Source organism: Pantoea sp. CS_6 (assembly GCF_041954745.1).
Lineage (GTDB): Bacteria > Pseudomonadota > Gammaproteobacteria > Enterobacterales > Enterobacteriaceae > Pantoea > Pantoea stewartii.
Genome location: NZ_JAVAYG010000005.1, coordinates 241,515 through 258,673, shown reverse-complemented (window position 1 = coordinate 258,673; position 17,159 = coordinate 241,515). Strand labels below are relative to the sequence as shown.

The window sequence follows — 17,159 nt, the reverse complement described above, 5'->3', positions numbered from 1 at the left end:
CCGCGACCTTTGCCGCGGCATATGTTGATGGTGCAGGATGATACCCACCATTTTTTGCATCTTTTCTCTCTCTGTCTGTTCTGCGAAATAAGCCGGGCCTTCGCGCTGCAGGAAGGCGGCAAGATGAGCCATCCCCGGGAGCTTACTGTAGTCCGTGACCGTGATGGCGAACCGCAGACAACGCGCCTGCTGCGCGCACGCCAGCTTATTTGAAAGCATGGAGGAGGTGTTCAAGCGGCCGTACGAGTGCAATGACCGTCTCATCCTGCACCTGTGCCGCTGCATCCAGCTTCGCCTGCATCTGCGCCACCTCGCCCGCCCCAAAGGCCTGGTTACGTATATAGGCATCCACCATCGCCATGCCCATCACGCTTAGTGCATCAACCTGCCTGGCACTGCCCGCCAGCGCATGGAGCGGCTGGGTGGCATTCAGTAGCGGCTGAACCTGCGAATAATTTTCGTGCCAGCGTTGTAACTGTGCACGAATCGCCGTCGCGGCGGCAGGATCGGTCCGGTCTTCAATCAGCAGGGCAACCTGCTTCTCCAGCGCCCGGACAGTATCACTTTCAGCCGGTAAGACGTCCGCCAGGCGATTCAGTGGTTCAAAGTAGTTGTAATGCCCGGCCTGAAACTTGAGATGCTGACGCGTATAGTACTGTGCCGGTTCCAGCGCCTGGGCCAGCACGCGCAGCGGCTCGATATGGGTACTGTTGGCCAGCCGCATCATCTGTCGTTCCGTCTGATCGTGCTGTTGCAGGCCGACGGAGATCGTTGTCCAGCGATCCATCGCCGCCAGCCGTTGATACATGCTGTCTGGATCGGTCACGTTCTGCGCTGACCATAACCGTTCGGCCACCACAAAAGCGCGCGGCCAGAGTTTGGTATCAATGATCGTGCTGTTGACGTTTTCGGCCCACAGCGCGGCCTCGCCGCCCAGCAGGTTTTGCTGCTTCTGCCGCGCATCGGGCAGCACCGGCTGAATACCGGCTGGCACGGCATCAAGGCGTCGGCCTTCGGTGGCATAGCGTACGTTCCCTACCCGCATATACCCGCTGAGCTGGTTACCGGTCAGCGTCACCACGGGCTGGAACGGTCCCATCCACGTATCGACCTCGAACGTCAGACGATCGGGTGCCAGCCACGCAATTCCTTTCACCAGACGGCGCGACTTACCCGCGAAATCAATAAACCCGCGCCAGCCGTCACGACCTTTAATCAGCGTAAAGCTGCCCGTCACCGGACTGCCTTTTAACCGCGGCATAGAGAACGACCAGCTCTGCGCCTGGTCACCCGGCTGAATGACATCTTTGCCCTCAAGCCTCTGGGGATAGATTTCATTGCGATAGTGATAGCTGGCCGGTTGCGGCTGATCCAGATAGAACCCGGTGGAGAGAATGCCGCGATAGCCATTTTTGGCGACGGTACCCAGCGCATCCTGGCCCTGCCAGGACTGGATCAGGATGCTGTGGGGCAGATCCGGATGGGCGATCTCATCCCAGCCCACCATGTGTCGTTGATGTTTTTCGAGAATTTTTTCAAGGCGCTGATTAAAGTACGCCTGAAGCGCGTGACTGTCGGCAAGACCACGATCGTGCATAAATTGCTGAATGCGGGATGATGCCTGCCACTGGCTGGGATCGACCTCATCGCCGCCAATATGCACATACGGATCGGGAAAAATGGCGGCGACCTCCCCGATTAGCGCATCAATGACCTGGTAAACCTGCTCATTACTGGGATCCAGCAGCGGCTTAAAGACACCCCAGCCGCGCTCCATCCGATAAGGACCGGGGGCGCTGATCAGTTCCGGCATCGCCACTGCCAGCGCAGAGGCATGTCCGGGAAAATCGAGTTCCGGCACTACGCGCACGCCACGTTCCGCCGCATACTGCACCACATCGCGCATCTCTTCCTGGGTATAGAAAAGGCCGTCGCTGGCGTTTTGTTGTAGCTGAGGATAGCGGCTGGAGGCGAAACGCCAGCCCTGATCGTCCGTCAGATGCCAGTGCAGCACGTTCATCCGTGCCGCCGCAATGCCATCAATCTGCCGCTTAATCGTTCTGATCGGCATGAAATGGCGGGCACTGTCGATCAGGATGCCGCGCCACGCAAAGCGCGGTTTATCCTGGATCGTCACCCAGGGAATGCGGGTGCCTTCGGGCGTGTTTTCAATTAGTTGCAGCAGTGTTTCCATGCCGCGCATCGCGCCAAAACGGGTAGTGGCCCGTAGCAGAACGCCATCACTGTTGACGTTAAGCTGGTAGCTTTCATCGCTGTCTGGCTGCGGAATGGGATCGGTGACCGTTGCAATCTGCACGCGAATCGTAGGCGGGGTCACGGCCTGATCGGTGGGCAGTAAAGGCCAGCCGGTTTGTCGGGCAATGCGTGACAACCAGCGCGTTTCGGCACCGGGTAACCTGTCCTCCTCGATGCGCAAGGTGAGCTGTGGCGTCAACGTCAGCCAGCCTGCGTTGGCAGGTTGCTCTACCTGCTGTGGCCATGGCATTAACGGCAACGTGTCCGCTGCGGCAGAAAAGGACAAAGCACAACAACAGATAAGCACATTTCGGCGTAGCGACATTGGCACGGTACCCTGCAAGTCGATGGCAAAAAAGGTCGGTCACCAGAGTAATGTCATTTTGCGTGGCTAATCAAATCAGTCCGTCTGAAAAGGCGCCCCCGGGGCGATTTTTTTGTCGTGCTGATTTTCTGCGCGTGTTTACGGCTTCTTTGTTTCAGGTCAAAACGAGACGAATTAATTCGCTGCAGTCACTACATGTTGAGCCTAAAATCCGAAACAACACCTATATGTAGTTAACGGAGAGAGCATGGCAACGGTGGTGATAAAGCGCGACGGATGCCGCGTAAGCTTTGATGCACAACGTATCGCAGCGGCCGTTATGGCGGCTGCGCGGGCAGCGAACGTCGACGATGCCGCATGGTGCGACGCGGTGGCCGGACAGGTTAGCGCACAACTGGTGGATCGTCAGGACGTCGACATTCAGGATATTCAGTGTGCGGTGGAAGAAACGCTGATGGCCGGACCTTATCCACAACTGGCACGGGCTTATATTGCCTATCGCCACGATCGTGACGTCGAGCGCGAACGCCGCAGCCAGCTGCATCATGCCATCCGTGGCCTGGTCGATCAGACCAATGCCGCCCTGCTTCATGAAAATGCCAATAAAGACAGCAAAGTGATCCCGACCCAACGCGATTTGCTGGCCGGGATTGTGGCGAAACATTACGCCCAGCAGCAAATCCTGCCTCGTGATGTGGTTCAGGCGCATGAGCGCGGCGAGATCCATTATCACGATCTCGATTACTCGCCTTTCTTCCCCATGTTTAACTGCATGCTGATCGATTTGAAAGGCATGCTGACCAACGGTTTTAAAATGGGTAACGCGGAGATCGAGCCGCCCAGGTCGATTGCTACCGCCACTGCGGTGACCGCGCAAATCATTGCCCAGGTTGCCAGCCATATCTATGGCGGAACCACGCTGAATCGAATTGACGAGGTGCTGGCACCCTATGTTGAAAAAAGTTTTGCCCGGCATAAAGAGGTAGCGCAGCACTGGGATATCCCGCAGGCGGAAGCCTATGCCCGCCAGCGTACCGAAAAAGAGTGTTATGACGCCTTTCAGTCGCTGGAATATGAGGTGAACACGCTGCATACGGCAAATGGCCAGACACCGTTTGTCACGTTTGGGTTCGGGTTGGGGACAAGCTGGGCCGCCCGTCTGGTGCAGACATCCATCTTGCGTAACCGTCTGGCAGGTCTGGGTAAAAATCGCAAAACGGCCGTCTTCCCGAAGCTGGTGTTTGCGATTCGGGAAGGCGTTAACCGTCGTCCGGGCGATGTGAACTATGACATTAAGCAACTGGCACTGGCCTGTGCCAGCAAACGAATGTATCCCGATATTCTCAATTATGATCAGGTCGTTAAGGTTACCGGCTCCTTTAAAACGCCGATGGGCTGTCGCAGTTTTCTGGGCGTTTACGAAGAAAATGGCGAGCAGATTCATGAAGGGCGCAACAATATCGGCGTCATCAGTCTGAATCTGCCACGTATCGCGCTGGAAGCACGGGGTGATGAGGCGCGTTTCTGGGCGTTACTGGATGACAGGCTGATGCTGGCGAAACGGGCATTGATGACGCGTGTTGCCCGGCTGGAAAAAACCAAAGCTCGGGTTGCGCCCATTCTTTATATGGAAGGTGCCTGCGGCGTGCGTTTGCAGGCAGACGATGAGGTGGGTTCGATTTTCCGCAATGGCCGCGCCTCCTTGTCTCTCGGTTTCATCGGCTTGCACGAAACACTGAATGCGCTGAGCGGCGCCTCAACCCATCCTTTTGATGATGCAACCCTGCGCGCCAAAGGCGTGGCTATCGTGGCACGTCTGCGCGCGGCGACTGACGCCTGGAAAGCGGAAACGGGCTATGGCTTTAGCCTCTACAGTACACCCAGTGAAAACTTATGTGACCGTTTCTGCCGTCTGGATGCGGCTGAATTTGGTGTGGTAAAAGGCGTGACCGACAAAGGTTATTACACCAACAGCTTCCATCTGGACGTTGAGAAGAAGGTGAATCCTTACGAAAAAATCGATTTTGAAGCCCCCTATCCGCCACTCTCCAATGGCGGTTTTATCTGTTACGGCGAATATCCCAATGTGCAGCACAACCTTAAGGCGCTGGAAGACGTCTGGGATTACAGCTACGACCGCGTGCCTTACTACGGCACCAACACGCCAATTGACGAATGTTACGACTGTGGCTTCAACGGGGAATTCACCTGTACCAGCCGCGGATTTACCTGCCCGAACTGCGGCAATCACGATCCTGCACGGGTTTCGGTTACACGGCGGGTTTGTGGCTATCTGGGCAGTCCGGACGCGCGCCCGTTTAATGCGGGAAAACAACAGGAAGTGCAGCGTCGGGTGAAACATCTTAATAGCGGCCAGCTGGAATGATGCGCATCCATCGTTACTACGATGTCGATATCGTGAACGGTCCCGGCACCCGCTGTACGCTGTTTGTCTCTGGCTGCGAGCACCAGTGCCGCGGCTGTTACAATCAACGTACCTGGCGGCTGGATTCCGGGGTGCCGTTTACCCTGGCGATGGAAGAACAACTGCTGGCCGATCTGAACGACACGCGCATCCCACGACAGGGCTTATCGTTAAGCGGCGGCGATCCCCTGCATCCAAAGAATGTGCCGCATATTCGTCGTCTGGTGAAACGCGTCAAACAGACCTGCCCGGGCAAAGATATCTGGCTATGGACCGGCTATGAAATGGCGTCACTGACGTCCGCGCAGCGTGAAGTGTTGCCCTGGATTGACGTTCTGATCGACGGGCGCTTTGAAGAGGCCGAAAAAGACGCCACCCTCTTATGGCGCGGCAGTCGTAATCAGCACATCTGGTATTTACGCTGAAGAGCGGAGAATCGCCCCGGATTCAATGATGGTGACGCCGGCTTTATCCATGAAGGCCTGCTGATGCAGACAGCGGGCCACATCCTGTGCTGACACTGCACGCCAGTTGCCGGGCAACCAGGAAAACAACGGTGCCATCAGGCTTTCTCCGCGGCGTTTCTCTTTTCTTTCACCGAGCAATAAAGATGGCCGGACGAAAACCAGGCGTGCCCAGTTCTGGTGACGCAGCGTATTCTCCATCTCACCTTTTACGCGGCTGTATAAAAAGGGCGAATGGCGATGCGCGCCGTGCGCACTCACCACCAGCATCTGCGTGGCACCCAGTCGTAAGCCATTCAATGCGGTGTCCACCACCAGCGTGTAATCCACATGAATAAAGGCCGCTTTACTGCCTGCCTGTTTGCGCGTGGTGCCCAGACAGCAAAATACTGTGGTCAGTGGTCCATCCAGGGGCTGAAGCACATCGGTCAGATCGTCCTCAACCGGATTGATCACCTTGTTCATAACAGGCAACGCGCGGCGCGTCGGGGCGATAATCTCATCGATGCGAGGATCATCAACCAGTAAACGCAGCAGATATGACCCGACTAATCCGGTTGCGCCGGTCACTAATACGCGATTCATCTCAGAATTGTCCCTGTTTCATCACCAGCCGTGCAAAATCTGGTCAATGTGCGCCGTCTGGCTTGCTTTCCTGATGTCGGCAGCCAGGCTTAATGCGTATCAGGATAGCGCATTAAGCGCCTAACATGCCTACAGGAGGGTAAAGATGAGCACCAAAATTGCGGTATTGATCACCGATGAATTTGAAGACTCTGAGTTTACCTCGCCAGCGGAAGTGTATAAACGTGCTGGCTACGAGGTGGTGACCATTGAGGAGCAGGCGGGTAAAACCGTTAAAGGCAAACAGGGTGATGCGGAAGTGAAGATTGACCGCAGCATCGACGATGTCAGTGCGGCTGAGTTTGACGCGCTACTGCTGCCTGGCGGCCATTCACCTGACGCCCTGCGCGGCGACGACCGCTTCGTCGCTTTCACCAAAGACTTCGTGGCAAGCGGCAAACCGGTATTTGCGATCTGCCACGGGCCACAGTTGCTGATCAGTGCCAATGGCGTCCGCGGCCGAAAAATGACCAGCGTAAAAGCCATTGCGGTCGACCTGATTAATGCCGGGGCTGATTTCCGCGATGAAGAAGTGGTGGTGGACAGTGACAAGCTGGTAACCAGCCGCACCCCGGCTGACCTGCCTGCTTTTAACCGTGAGTCCCTGCGCATTCTGGAAGCGCTGTAACGCGTTGGCGCCCTTTTCCGTCAGGGATCAGGGCGCACTACTCTTCCCGCAGCCAGGCAATCTTTTTGCCAAATCCCAGCGCGTTATCGGTCATTTTCAGCTCATCGAGCGTGATTTCCCACAGCGGTGCAGACACGCTGCGTGACATCGGGAAACGGCGCTGATAGGCATGGCGAGCTTCAACCGCCTCCTCCTCACGCAGTGGCCTGATGCGTCCACGATACTGCACCCCTTTTATCAGTAAGACCGTTTTCGGCTGACCATTGATCGTTCCGGCCACGTGAGGATTTTTGCTGGCCAGAAGGCCATGACGTGTATCCGGTTCCGTCATCAACCAGAATGCCATACGTGCCTCATCAAACACGTAGTAACAGTTTGCACACCACAGTTCATTTCCGGCACTGCAGCACAGTGACAGGACATGTTGCTTCTTCAGGTAGCGAATAAGATGGGAAAGATCAGACACAATCAACTCCGGATAAGGGCAACGGATAGCGCACGATGGGGAAGCGCGTTACACTGCCGGGCAGGCATTTCTGGGACAGATTATGAGTCAGCACTGGCAACTTTACCTGATAAAAACGGCCGCCGGTCTGTTATATACCGGCATCACGACCGACGTCACGCGCCGCCTTGCGCAACATGAGTGTGGTCGTGGAGCCCGGGCCCTGCGCGGAAAAGGCCCACTGGCGCTGGTTTATGCCTGCGCGGCAGGTGACCGCGCGCAGGCATCCAGGCTGGAATATCAGGTCAAGCAACTTCCCCGGCAACGCAAACTGCAACTGGTTGCCGAGCAACCGCAGAGTCTCGAAACCTGGCTTAGCGCAGTGCGTTAAAGGGAGCTGCATACTCAATGCGCCCTTCCGCGTCGTCGAAGGCATTATCGGCCAGACGGTAAACCTGGAAAGCGACTTCACTGTCCGGCCAGCGACAGTGCAATCCCCGGCGCGCCGCAGGTTCAAATCCCAGCGGATGAAACAGCGCAGGCTCGCCAAGTACGACTACCGCGCTGTAACCAAACTCATTGAGCGTATCCAGACCTTCGTAAATGAGGCGTTTCGCAATGCCCTGTCCCCGTAAAGGTTCATCAACGGCCAGCGGCGCAAGGCCGACCCAGCCGCGATCCTCGCCCTGCATCGTGACCGGACTAAAGGCAGCATAACCCAGCACTTGTCCTTCATCATCGGTTGCCACGACGCCAAGCGTTAACAGGCCATCTTCGCGCAGTGCCTGTGTCAGTTCCGCCTCGGCCGATGTAGGGAAACAACGTCGGAGCAGTGCATCGATTCCGGCGGCGTCAACGCCAATTTCCGTTCGTATTAACATGAAACACCTGCGCGTGCCTGTGCGGCGTTCGCGTCCTGTTGCATCGTTGTTTCCACAATCGCAGCCATGTGCTGAATGGCGGTACGTAACCCTACGGGCATGGTGTCGAGTTCTATTGCATCCATTACGTTCTTAACCTCCAGTCCCAGTTCAGTATCCCCTTCAATCAGCAATCGACGCTGAAAGAAAAGCATATCAGGATCCGCTTTACGCGCGGCTACCAGCAACAAATCATTGGCATTGCCCCGGAACCAGACATCTGCTTCGGCATGCTGCAACACCTTCAGTCGGCCATCCTCTAGCGTGGTCATCCAGGTGAGATGCATATCAAGGATCTCAATGCCTAAAAAGCGTCCCTGAAGGAAGTCTAACTCACCTTCAGCCAAAACATGACGAAATTGCCAGTTTAAGAGTTGCTGCAAGAGGGGCTTCTTCAAGGTAAACGGGGCAATCTTCGCCGGTAAACCAATAATTTTAGGACCATTTTTCACTAAACTGGCTGAAAACCGCTGAAGCACGCTCGTCACTCCTGTTAAAAAAATTTTAGCTATATTGCCACAGACACCGGTTATCGCCGTCGGTGAGATCAATAAAACCAACAGCTGACCGATTAAAAATACGCCAGCCTCACGCATCAAAACGGCTTTCACTGCCCCAAATCAAGATTTGCGCAACGCGGCATGACTAGACTCGGGCTCCATCTGTATGTCGAGAGGATTGGGTATGGAGTTGCTGTGTCCGGCTGGGAGCCTGCCAGCCCTGCGCGCCGCCGTTGAGAATGGGGCCGATGCGGTCTATGTCGGGCTAAAAGACGATACCAATGCGCGTCATTTTGCCGGGCTAAACTTTACGGATAAGAAATTACGTGAAGCAGCCTGTTACTTACATCAGCATCGTCGCAAACTGCACGTTGCCATTAATACCTTTGCACACCCTGATAGCGTGCATCGCTGGCAGCGGGCCATTGATGTGGCGGCGGACTGTGGAGCGGATGCGCTGATACTGGCCGATATCGCCACGCTGGCCTATGCCCGCGAACGCTATCCAAACATAGAGCGACATTTGTCCGTTCAGGCCTCGGCCACCAATCTGGAAGCCATCCGTTTTTATCACCGTCATTTCACTTTGCATCGCGTAGTGCTGCCCCGTGTTTTATCCCTCCATCAGGTAAAACAACTGGCGCGCAGTTCGCCAGTCCCGCTGGAAGTATTTGCCTTTGGCAGCCTGTGTATTATGGCCGAAGGTCGCTGCTACCTGTCCTCCTGGCTCACAGGGGAATCGCCAAACAGCAAAGGTGCCTGCTCGCCGGCGAAGTTTGTGCGCTGGCAGCAAACGCCTGCCGGAATGGAGGTGCGCCTGAATGACGTATTGGTTGACCGTTACGGTGCGGATGAAAGCGCGGGTTATCCCACCCTGTGTAAAGGGCGTTACGAGATTGACGAACAGCGCTACCACGTGCTGGAAGAGCCCACCAGCCTGAATACCCTGGAACTGCTGCCTGAGCTGCTGCGGGCGGGCATTGCCTCAGTGAAGATTGAAGGCCGTCAACGCAGCCCCGCCTATATTTCTGAGGTGGCGCGCGTCTGGCGTCAGGCGATCAATCGCTGTCAGGCCGCGCCGGATAGCTTTGATGTCAGCGAGAAATGGATGCAGACATTAGGGGCGCTGTCTGAAGGAACGCAAACCACGTTAGGTGCTTACCATCGTGACTGGCAATAAGGAGACAGCATGAAATATTCCCTTGGCCCGGTGCTGTGGTACTGGCCTGGCGACACACTGCAACACTTTTACCACCTCGCCGCCCAAAGCAGTGCCGACATCATTTACCTGGGCGAAACCGTATGCAGCAAGCGCCGCGCAACCTCGTTTGCCGCCTGGATGGATTTAGCGCGTGAGCTGGCTGCCAGCGGCAAGCAGGTTGTCGTGAGCACGCTGGCGCTGCTGCAATCCCCATCCGAACTGAAAGAGTTACAGCGTTATGTCGAAAATGGCGAGTTTCTTATCGAGGCCAACGACATGGGGGCGGTCAATATGGCGGCGGAGCGCAAGCTGCCCTTTGTCGCCGGTCCTACCCTGAACGTTTATAACGCTGACACCTTACATCTGCTGGTGAAAGAAGGTATGACGCGCTGGTGCCTGCCCGTTGAAATGCCACGAGACTGGCTGTTACCTCTGCTGGCGCAGTGCGAAACGCGCGGTATTCGAGAACAGTTTGAAGTCGAGGTGCTGGCCTATGGGCATTTACCGCTAGCCCTGTCAGCGCGATGCTTTACGGCCCGCTCGGAGAATCGCGCTAAAGATGACTGCGAAACCTGCTGCCGTCATTATCCGAACGGACGCAGGGTGCTTTCGCAGGAGCAACAACAGGTTTTCGTTCTGAACGGTATTCAGACGCTGAGTGGCTACTGTTACAACCTGGGCAACGATCTGGTAAGCATGCACAATTGTGTCGATATTGTGCGACTTTCACCACAAAGCGAGGAAACCTTAAGCCTTGTTGACCGTTTTCGCGACAACGAAGCGGGCCAGGCCCCGTTAGCGATCGAGAAAAACCGGGACTGCAATGGCTACTGGCGTAAACTGCCGGGGATGGTTTTACAGACCACCGACTGAAACGCACATACAGGCAACAGAGAGTGGGCGTAAAGCGTTTTAATATAGCGAATGTTGCGCAATACTTAATAGTGCAGGGTATGAAACCTGCGCTATAACCTCTGGAGTACCCATGTCTGAGAAAAAAAACGTTCGCCTCTCTGTACTCGATCTTGCCCCTGTTCCTCAGGGCGCTACGCCACGTGATGCGTTTCAGAATTCACTTGCGCTGGCACGTCAGGCCGAAGCTCTGGGATTTGAACGTTACTGGTTAGCTGAGCACCATAATATGACCGGCATCGCCAGCGCCGCCACAGCCGTGTTAATCGGCTATCTGGCCGCAAACACCACGACGCTGCGTCTGGGCTCTGGCGGCATTATGTTGCCCAATCACGCGCCGCTGGTGATCGCAGAACAGTTCGGCACCCTGGCATCGCTGTATCCCGATCGCATCGATCTGGGATTAGGCCGTGCGCCAGGATCGGATCAGCGCACGATGCTGGCTTTACGTCGCAACCTGTCAGGCATGCAGGCCGATACGTTTCCGGATGATGTGGCCGAGCTGATTCACTGGTTTGATGCAGAAGCTGGCGCGCAGCCGCCTGTTCAGCCGGTACCTGGTTTAGGGATGAAAATTCCCGTCTGGTTACTGGGTTCCAGCCTGTACAGCGCCCAGCTCTCGGCCAAAATGGGGCTGCCGTTTGCGTTTGCCTCGCATTTCGCACCGGACCAGCTGTTCCAGGCTCTGCATGTTTATCGTGAAAACTTTACACCGTCAGCGCGCCTTGCTGAACCTTATGCTACCGTCTGCATTAACATCGTGGCGGCGGACACGGAAAGCGACGCCCGTTTTCTGTTTACCTCGATGCAGCAGCAGTTTATTAATTTGCGTCGCGGCAAGCCCGGTCCGTTACCTGACCCGGTGCAGAACATGGACAGTCTCTGGTCGCCGTCAGAACAGTATGGCGTCCAGCAGGCTCTGAGCATGTCGCTGGTCGGGGACGTGGATAAAGTGCGTCACGGTCTGGCCTCGCTGCTGCGTGAAACGCAGGCCGATGAGATCATGGTTAACGGTCAGATTTACGATACCGATGCACGTCTGCACTCCTTTAAGCTGGCGATGGAGGCGGCACGCGGGCTGTAAACGCCTCGTTCTGTTTCGCGCCAGGTAAAAGACAAAGACAAAAAGGGAAGCCTGCTGGCTTCCCTTTACTTATCTTGCTTCCCCGCTGTCTCAGCCGGTCTGCCCTGACAGGGATTTACCGCAAGGGCAAAAAAAAGGGAAGCCCGCAGGCTTCCCTTTTTATCATGCGAAATCGTCTCGCTTATGCGTCACGACGACGAGGTGCAGCAGCACCGTCTTCACGACGTGGACCACGACCGCCTTCACGGTTAAAGCTGCGTCCACCTTCACGACCACCTTCACGGCGCTCAGAAGAGAAACGACGGCCCTGACCTTCAGGACGAGGACCACGACGCTCGCCAGAACCTGAACGACGCTCACCACGGCCACCTTCATGCGGCTGTGCATCACCCAGCAGTTGCATATTCATCGGCTTGTTGAGAATACGCGTACGGGTAAAGTGCTGCAGGACATCGCCCGGCATGCCTTTCGGCAGTTCGATCGTCGAGTGCGTACCAAACAGTTTGATGTTACCGATGTAACGGCTGCTGATGTCGCCTTCGTTAGCAATCGCGCCAACGATGTGACGAACTTCAACACCGTCATCACGGCCCACTTCAATGCGATACAGCTGCATGTCGCCAACATCGCGACGCTCACGACGTGGACGATCGCCATCACGGCTGTCACGTGGACCACGGCTGTCGCGACGATCGTCACGCTCACGGAATTCGCGGCGCGGAGGACGCGGTGCGTCAGCAGGTACGATCAGCGGACGCTCACCCTGTGCCATTTTCAGCAGGGCGGCAGCCAGCGTTTCGATATCCAGCTCTTCTTCAGGCTGCATTTTGGTCAGCAGTGCACGGTACTGTTCCAGATCGCTGCTTTCCAGTTGCTGCTGAACTTTCGCGGCAAACTTAGCCAGACGACGCTGACCCAGCTGCTCTGCGTTTGGCAGCTCAACTTCCGGAATAGTCAGCTTCATGGTGCGTTCGATGTTGCGCAGCAGACGACGCTCGCGGTTCTCAACGAACAGCAGTGCGCGCCCCGCACGACCCGCACGACCCGTACGGCCAATACGGTGAACGTAAGATTCGGCGTCCATCGGGATATCGTAGTTAACAACCAGGCTGATACGCTCAACGTCCAGGCCACGAGCCGCAACGTCAGTCGCGATCAGGATGTCCAGACGACCATCTTTCAAACGCTCCAGCGTCTGCTCACGCAGGGCCTGGTTCATATCACCGTTCAGGGCCGCGCTGTTGTAACCGCTACGCTCCAGCGCTTCAGCGACTTCCAGAGTGGCATTTTTGGTACGAACGAAGATGATCGCCGCATCAAAATCTTCTGCTTCCAGGAAGCGAACCAGTGCATCGGTTTTACGGCCGTAAGCCGTCCAGTAGCTCTGGCTGATGTCAGGACGCGTTGTCAGGCTCGACTGAATACGCACTTCCTGCGGATCTTTCATGAAACGCTTGGTGATGCGACGAATCGCTTCTGGCATGGTGGCAGAGAACAGCGCGGTCTGATGACCTTCCGGGATCTGCGCCATGATGGTTTCAACGTCTTCGATGAAGCCCATACGTAACATTTCATCTGCTTCGTCCAGCACCAGACCACGCAGATTAGACAGATCTAACGTGCCACGCTTCAGGTGATCCAGCAGACGACCTGGGGTTCCCACAACAACCTGGGGTCCCTGGCGCAGAGCACGCAGCTGCACGTCATAACGCTGGCCGCCGTAAAGGGCAACTACGTTCAGACCGCGCATGTGCTTAGAGAATTCGGTCATCGCTTCAGCAACCTGAACCGCCAGTTCGCGGGTCGGAGCCAGCACCAAAATTTGCGGTGCTTTAATAGTCGGATCAATGTTGTTTAACAGCGGCAGAGAGAACGCTGCCGTTTTACCACTCCCGGTCTGCGCCATGCCTAACACGTCACGGCCCGCCAACAGGTGAGGAATACACTCAGCCTGGATTGGGGATGGCTTTACGTAGCCCATACCGTTCAGTGATTCAAGGATGTCGGCGTTCAGGCCAAGGTCTGCAAAAGTGGTTTGAATATCAGTCATGTAGTACACGTGCCTCGTTGATTGCGGCGGCCAGTCTACATAACTCGTCGTGAAAACTTTCAGTCATTTTCATCAAAAAGTGTGAACCGGCTCAAATTAGAAGTTTTGACGAACAGAAAAGCCCTCATCCCTGAAGATGATGACTTGACAGGTTTACAGGCAAAAAAGTTCGTCAGCTATTGCTGGTCAGATTCTGATAAATCGTCTTGTGCCTGGCCGAGTAGCGCCAGTTCCAACAATGCGTATCGGTGTTCAACAAAGTTATTCACGTTGTTGGCGACCGCCAGTTTGAACAACGCTTCTGCGTTGTCCTTCTCCCCCAGACTTAGGTAATACTTACCTAAATAGAAGTTGGTTTCACTGAGATGTTCAGCGAGCGAGGTGTTATCCGTTGCGTCCGCCTTGAGACGTTCCATCAGTGTTGCTTCGCTGATGTCGCCCAGGTAGAACTCGACAATATTCCATCCCCATTGGTCCTTAACCGCTTTATCGTAACGCTGTTTAAGCGCCACTTTTGCTTTGGCTGCGTCCATCTTGCTTTCAACAAGATAGAGCCACAAGCTACGGAAAGGATCGTTAGGATCGTCTTGATAAAACGCCAGCAGATCATCTTGCGCTAACTTGTATCGACCACCGTAATAGAGGGCGATACCACGATTTAAATGCGCATAGTTGTAAGTTGGATCAAGCTCAAGTACAGAATCAAACGCTTCATAGGCGGCATCATAGTTGCCCGCCTGCGTTAAGTATATACCAAGATAGTTAAACACTTCTGGCATATCAGGTCTTATAGACAGCGCTTGCGAAAAATCGTTCCGCGCTAATGCCCTCAGACCCAGACTATCATACAACACTCCGCGCTCATATAACAGCTGTGCGCGTTCATCATCGGTAAGGGCTCGACTGGCAAGAATTTGTTCCATGCGAGCCAGAATCACTTCCTGCTGCAGTGTGGGCTGTAAAGGTACTGCAAGAACTTCGTTCTTACGCCAATTGGAGTTGCTGCATCCTGCCAGCGTCAAAGCTGTCGCAACAAAACACCAGCGCAAAAAAGGCTTCATTTCCCACTCCCGAATACAAACATTGGGACAACCGTCCTGTCATCCGCCTGCTGTGCACAAGGATTCCTGCCCTCGCGATGACACAAAAGCCTCCCCCTGCCAGGCAAGGAGAGGCAAATCAGGAAAGACTTATTCAGCGTCAGGTGCGCTCTCAGCTGCAATAGCCTCAGGCTTGGTTTCTGTCGCTTCTTTGATGCTCAGACGGACACGGCCCTGGCGATCCACTTCCATCACCTTCACCGGTACTTCCTGACCCATCTGCAGATAATCCGTCACTTTCTCAACGCGCTTATCAGCGATTTGTGAAATGTGCACCAGACCTTCTTTACCGCCGCCGATAGCAACGAAAGCACCGAAATCGACAATGCGCGTGACTTTACCGCTGTAAATGCGGCCCACTTCGATTTCAGCGGTGATCTCTTCGATGCGACGAATCGCTTCTTTCGCTTTCAGGCCATCAGTTGCCGCGATTTTCACCGTACCGTCATCTTCGATTTCGATGGTGGTGCCGGTTTCTTCGGTCAGCGCACGGATAACAGAACCGCCTTTACCGATCACATCTTTGATCTTATCTGAACTGATCTTGATGGTGTAAATGCGCGGTGCGAACTCAGAGATTTCCTGACGCGGCGTGCTGATAGCCTGCTCCATCACGCCCAGAATGTGCAGACGTGCACCTTTGGCCTGATTCAGCGCTACCTGCATGATCTCGCGGGTGATGCCTTCAATTTTGATGTCCATCTGCAGCGCGGTGATACCGTCACGGCTACCCGCCACTTTGAAGTCCATATCACCCAGGTGATCTTCATCACCCAGAATGTCAGACAGAACAACAAATTTGTCGTCTTCTTTTACCAGGCCCATCGCGATACCGGCAACAGACGCTTTAATAGGTACGCCCGCGTCCATCAGCGCCAGAGAAGCACCACAGACGGAAGCCATAGAAGATGAACCGTTTGATTCAGTGATTTCAGACACGACACGAACGGTGTAAGGGAAATCTTCCACTTTTGGCATTACGGCCAACACGCCGCGCTTCGCCAGACGACCGTGACCAATTTCACGACGCTTAGGCGAGCCCACCATACCGGTTTCACCTACTGAGTAGGGAGGGAAGTTGTAGTGGAACAGGAAGCTGTCGGTACGCTCACCCATCAGTTCATCCAGGTTCTGCGCATCGCGGGTGGTACCCAGCGTTGCGGTCACCAGCGCCTGTGTTTCACCACGGGTGAACAGGGCTGAACCATGGGTACGCGGCAGTACGCCGGTCCGCACGTCCAGACCACGAATCATGTCTTTTTCACGGCCATCGATACGCGGCTCGCCGTTCAGAATACGGGTACGAACAACCGTCTTCTCCAGGCTGTGCACGATATCACCGATTTCAGCCGCATCCAGGGATTCGTCTTCCGCCAGCAGCGCCGCGATGGTTTCGTCTTTGATGGCATCAACCTGGGCATAACGCGCTTGCTTGTCAGTGATACGGTACGCATCGCTGATACGCGCTTCAGCCAGGGCCGCGACACGTGAAATCAGTGCAGTATTGGCCGCTTCTGGCTGCCAGTCCCAACGCGGCTTGCCCGCTTCAGCGACCAGTGCATTAATGTTTTCAATCACCACCTGCTGCTGATCGTGGCCGAACACCACAGCACCCAGCATTTGTTCTTCAGACAGGATTTCTGCTTCAGATTCCACCATCAGAACGGCGTTCTGCGTACCAGCAACCACCAGATCCAGACGTGACGTTTTCAGTTCGTCAGCCGTTGGGTTCAGTACGTACTGGTCATTGATATAACCCACACGCGCCGCACCGATTGGGCCATTGAAAGGCAGACCCGACAGCGCCAGCGCGGCAGAGGCACCGATCATCGCAACGATGTCTGGGTGAACCTGTGGGTTGACCGAAACAACGGTCGCAATCACCTGAACTTCGTTAACAAACCCTTCCGGGAACAGAGGACGCACCGGACGGTCAATCAGACGTGAAATCAGCGTTTCACCTTCGCTTGGACGACCTTCGCGACGGAAGAAGCTGCCCGGGATACGACCAGCAGCGTAAGTACGCTCCTGATAGTTAACGGTCAGTGGGAAGAAGTCCTGGCCTGGTTTGGTTTTTTTCTGGCCAACAACGGTGACAAAAACAGCGGTGTCATCCATGCTCACCATAACGGCGGCAGTCGCCTGGCGAGCCATCATGCCGGTTTCCAGCGTGACGGTATGTTGACCATATTGGAATTTGCGTACGATCGGATTAAGCAAAATCA

The 17,159-nt window shown here is 55.3% G+C and carries 17 protein-coding genes; 8 read left to right on the top strand and 9 right to left on the bottom strand.

The features are described from left to right. The first annotated feature begins 27 nt into the window (after positions 1-27). Complete coding sequence (locus RAC90_RS10005) at positions 28-213, top strand: hypothetical protein (RefSeq protein WP_375124292.1); 186 nt, start codon at positions 28-30, stop codon at positions 211-213. On the opposite strand, the gene RAC90_RS10000 is transcribed toward RAC90_RS10005, so the two are convergent. After that, positions 206-2,581: a beta-N-acetylhexosaminidase gene (locus RAC90_RS10000; protein WP_375124291.1), complete on the bottom strand. Its 2,376-nt coding sequence runs from the start codon at positions 2,579-2,581 to the stop codon at positions 206-208. The two genes, RAC90_RS10005 and RAC90_RS10000, sit on opposite strands and share 8 nt — an antisense overlap. A gap of 247 nt (positions 2,582-2,828) precedes the next feature. Between RAC90_RS10000 and nrdD the strand changes: the two genes are divergently transcribed. After that, positions 2,829-4,967: an anaerobic ribonucleoside-triphosphate reductase gene (gene nrdD, locus RAC90_RS09995; RefSeq protein ID WP_205952541.1), complete on the top strand. Its 2,139-nt coding sequence runs from the start codon at positions 2,829-2,831 to the stop codon at positions 4,965-4,967. After that, complete coding sequence (gene nrdG / locus RAC90_RS09990; protein ID WP_044242934.1) at positions 4,964-5,431, top strand: anaerobic ribonucleoside-triphosphate reductase-activating protein; 468 nt, start codon at positions 4,964-4,966, stop codon at positions 5,429-5,431. Before nrdD ends, nrdG begins: the two co-directional genes overlap by 4 nt. Here the strand turns inward: nrdG and RAC90_RS09985 are convergent. After that, on the bottom strand, positions 5,423-6,055 hold the full coding sequence (locus RAC90_RS09985; protein ID WP_375124290.1) for an NAD-dependent epimerase/dehydratase family protein: 633 nt from the start codon (positions 6,053-6,055) through the stop codon (positions 5,423-5,425). The genes nrdG and RAC90_RS09985 overlap by 9 nt on opposite strands. Before the next feature lie 145 nt (positions 6,056-6,200). Here RAC90_RS09985 and RAC90_RS09980 point away from each other — a divergent pair, with 145 nt between their 5' ends. After that, positions 6,201-6,722 (top strand): type 1 glutamine amidotransferase domain-containing protein, encoded by a 522-nt coding sequence (locus tag RAC90_RS09980; protein ID WP_006121777.1) that lies wholly within the window; start codon positions 6,201-6,203, stop codon positions 6,720-6,722. Positions 6,723-6,759: 37 nt separating this feature from the next. Here RAC90_RS09980 and RAC90_RS09975 read toward each other — a convergent pair whose 3' ends face one another. Next, a complete protein-coding gene (locus tag RAC90_RS09975; protein WP_375124289.1) occupies positions 6,760-7,188 on the bottom strand; it encodes a YhbP family protein in 429 nt (142 codons plus the stop codon). Between the two features lie 82 nt (positions 7,189-7,270). Here RAC90_RS09975 and RAC90_RS09970 point away from each other — a divergent pair, with 82 nt between their 5' ends. After that, complete coding sequence (locus RAC90_RS09970) at positions 7,271-7,558, top strand: GIY-YIG nuclease family protein (RefSeq protein ID WP_006121775.1); 288 nt, start codon at positions 7,271-7,273, stop codon at positions 7,556-7,558. On the opposite strand, the gene RAC90_RS09965 is transcribed toward RAC90_RS09970, so the two are convergent. Both RAC90_RS09965 and RAC90_RS09960 read right to left on the bottom strand, forming a co-directional pair. Beyond that, positions 7,542-8,048, bottom strand: a complete 507-nt coding sequence (locus tag RAC90_RS09965) for a GNAT family N-acetyltransferase (protein ID WP_375124288.1) — start codon at positions 8,046-8,048, stop codon at positions 7,542-7,544. The two genes, RAC90_RS09970 and RAC90_RS09965, sit on opposite strands and share 17 nt — an antisense overlap. Beyond that, positions 8,042-8,566: an SCP2 domain-containing protein gene (locus RAC90_RS09960; protein WP_006121773.1), complete on the bottom strand. Its 525-nt coding sequence runs from the start codon at positions 8,564-8,566 to the stop codon at positions 8,042-8,044. Before RAC90_RS09960 ends, RAC90_RS09965 begins: the two co-directional genes overlap by 7 nt. Before the next feature lie 205 nt (positions 8,567-8,771). Between RAC90_RS09960 and RAC90_RS09955 the strand changes: the two genes are divergently transcribed. The 3 genes from RAC90_RS09955 (at position 8,772) to RAC90_RS09945 (ending at position 11,784) form a co-directional block, all read left to right on the top strand. Next, the gene (locus tag RAC90_RS09955; protein ID WP_375124317.1) at positions 8,772-9,767 is read left to right on the top strand and encodes a peptidase U32 family protein; all 996 of its coding nucleotides are present in this window, start codon (positions 8,772-8,774) and stop codon (positions 9,765-9,767) included. 9 nt (positions 9,768-9,776) lie between these two features. Further along, the gene (locus tag RAC90_RS09950) at positions 9,777-10,661 is read left to right on the top strand and encodes a U32 family peptidase (RefSeq protein ID WP_375124287.1); all 885 of its coding nucleotides are present in this window, start codon (positions 9,777-9,779) and stop codon (positions 10,659-10,661) included. A 112-nt stretch (positions 10,662-10,773) separates the two neighbouring features. After that, positions 10,774-11,784, top strand: a complete 1,011-nt coding sequence (locus RAC90_RS09945; RefSeq protein ID WP_375124286.1) for a luciferase-like monooxygenase — start codon at positions 10,774-10,776, stop codon at positions 11,782-11,784. A gap of 181 nt (positions 11,785-11,965) precedes the next feature. Here the strand turns inward: RAC90_RS09945 and RAC90_RS09940 are convergent, their stop codons facing one another. The 4 genes from RAC90_RS09940 to pnp all read right to left on the bottom strand — a co-directional run bounded on the left by RAC90_RS09940 (position 11,966) and on the right by pnp (position 17,154). After that, positions 11,966-13,834 carry a DEAD/DEAH family ATP-dependent RNA helicase gene (locus tag RAC90_RS09940; protein ID WP_375124285.1) on the bottom strand — a complete coding sequence of 623 codons (1,869 nt, stop codon included), beginning with the start codon at positions 13,832-13,834 and terminating at the stop codon, positions 11,966-11,968. Continuing rightward, positions 13,827-13,901 carry a protein YrbN gene (yrbN, locus tag RAC90_RS09935; RefSeq protein WP_226374622.1) on the bottom strand — a complete coding sequence of 25 codons (75 nt, stop codon included), beginning with the start codon at positions 13,899-13,901 and terminating at the stop codon, positions 13,827-13,829. The genes RAC90_RS09940 and yrbN overlap by 8 nt, the downstream gene beginning before the upstream one ends. Before the next feature lie 109 nt (positions 13,902-14,010). After that, positions 14,011-14,895, bottom strand: a complete 885-nt coding sequence (gene nlpI / locus RAC90_RS09930) for a lipoprotein NlpI (protein ID WP_033739194.1) — start codon at positions 14,893-14,895, stop codon at positions 14,011-14,013. Positions 14,896-15,024: 129 nt separating this feature from the next. Continuing rightward, positions 15,025-17,154: a polyribonucleotide nucleotidyltransferase gene (pnp, locus tag RAC90_RS09925; RefSeq protein ID WP_375124284.1), complete on the bottom strand. Its 2,130-nt coding sequence runs from the start codon at positions 17,152-17,154 to the stop codon at positions 15,025-15,027. Positions 17,155-17,159: the final 5 nt, after the last annotated feature.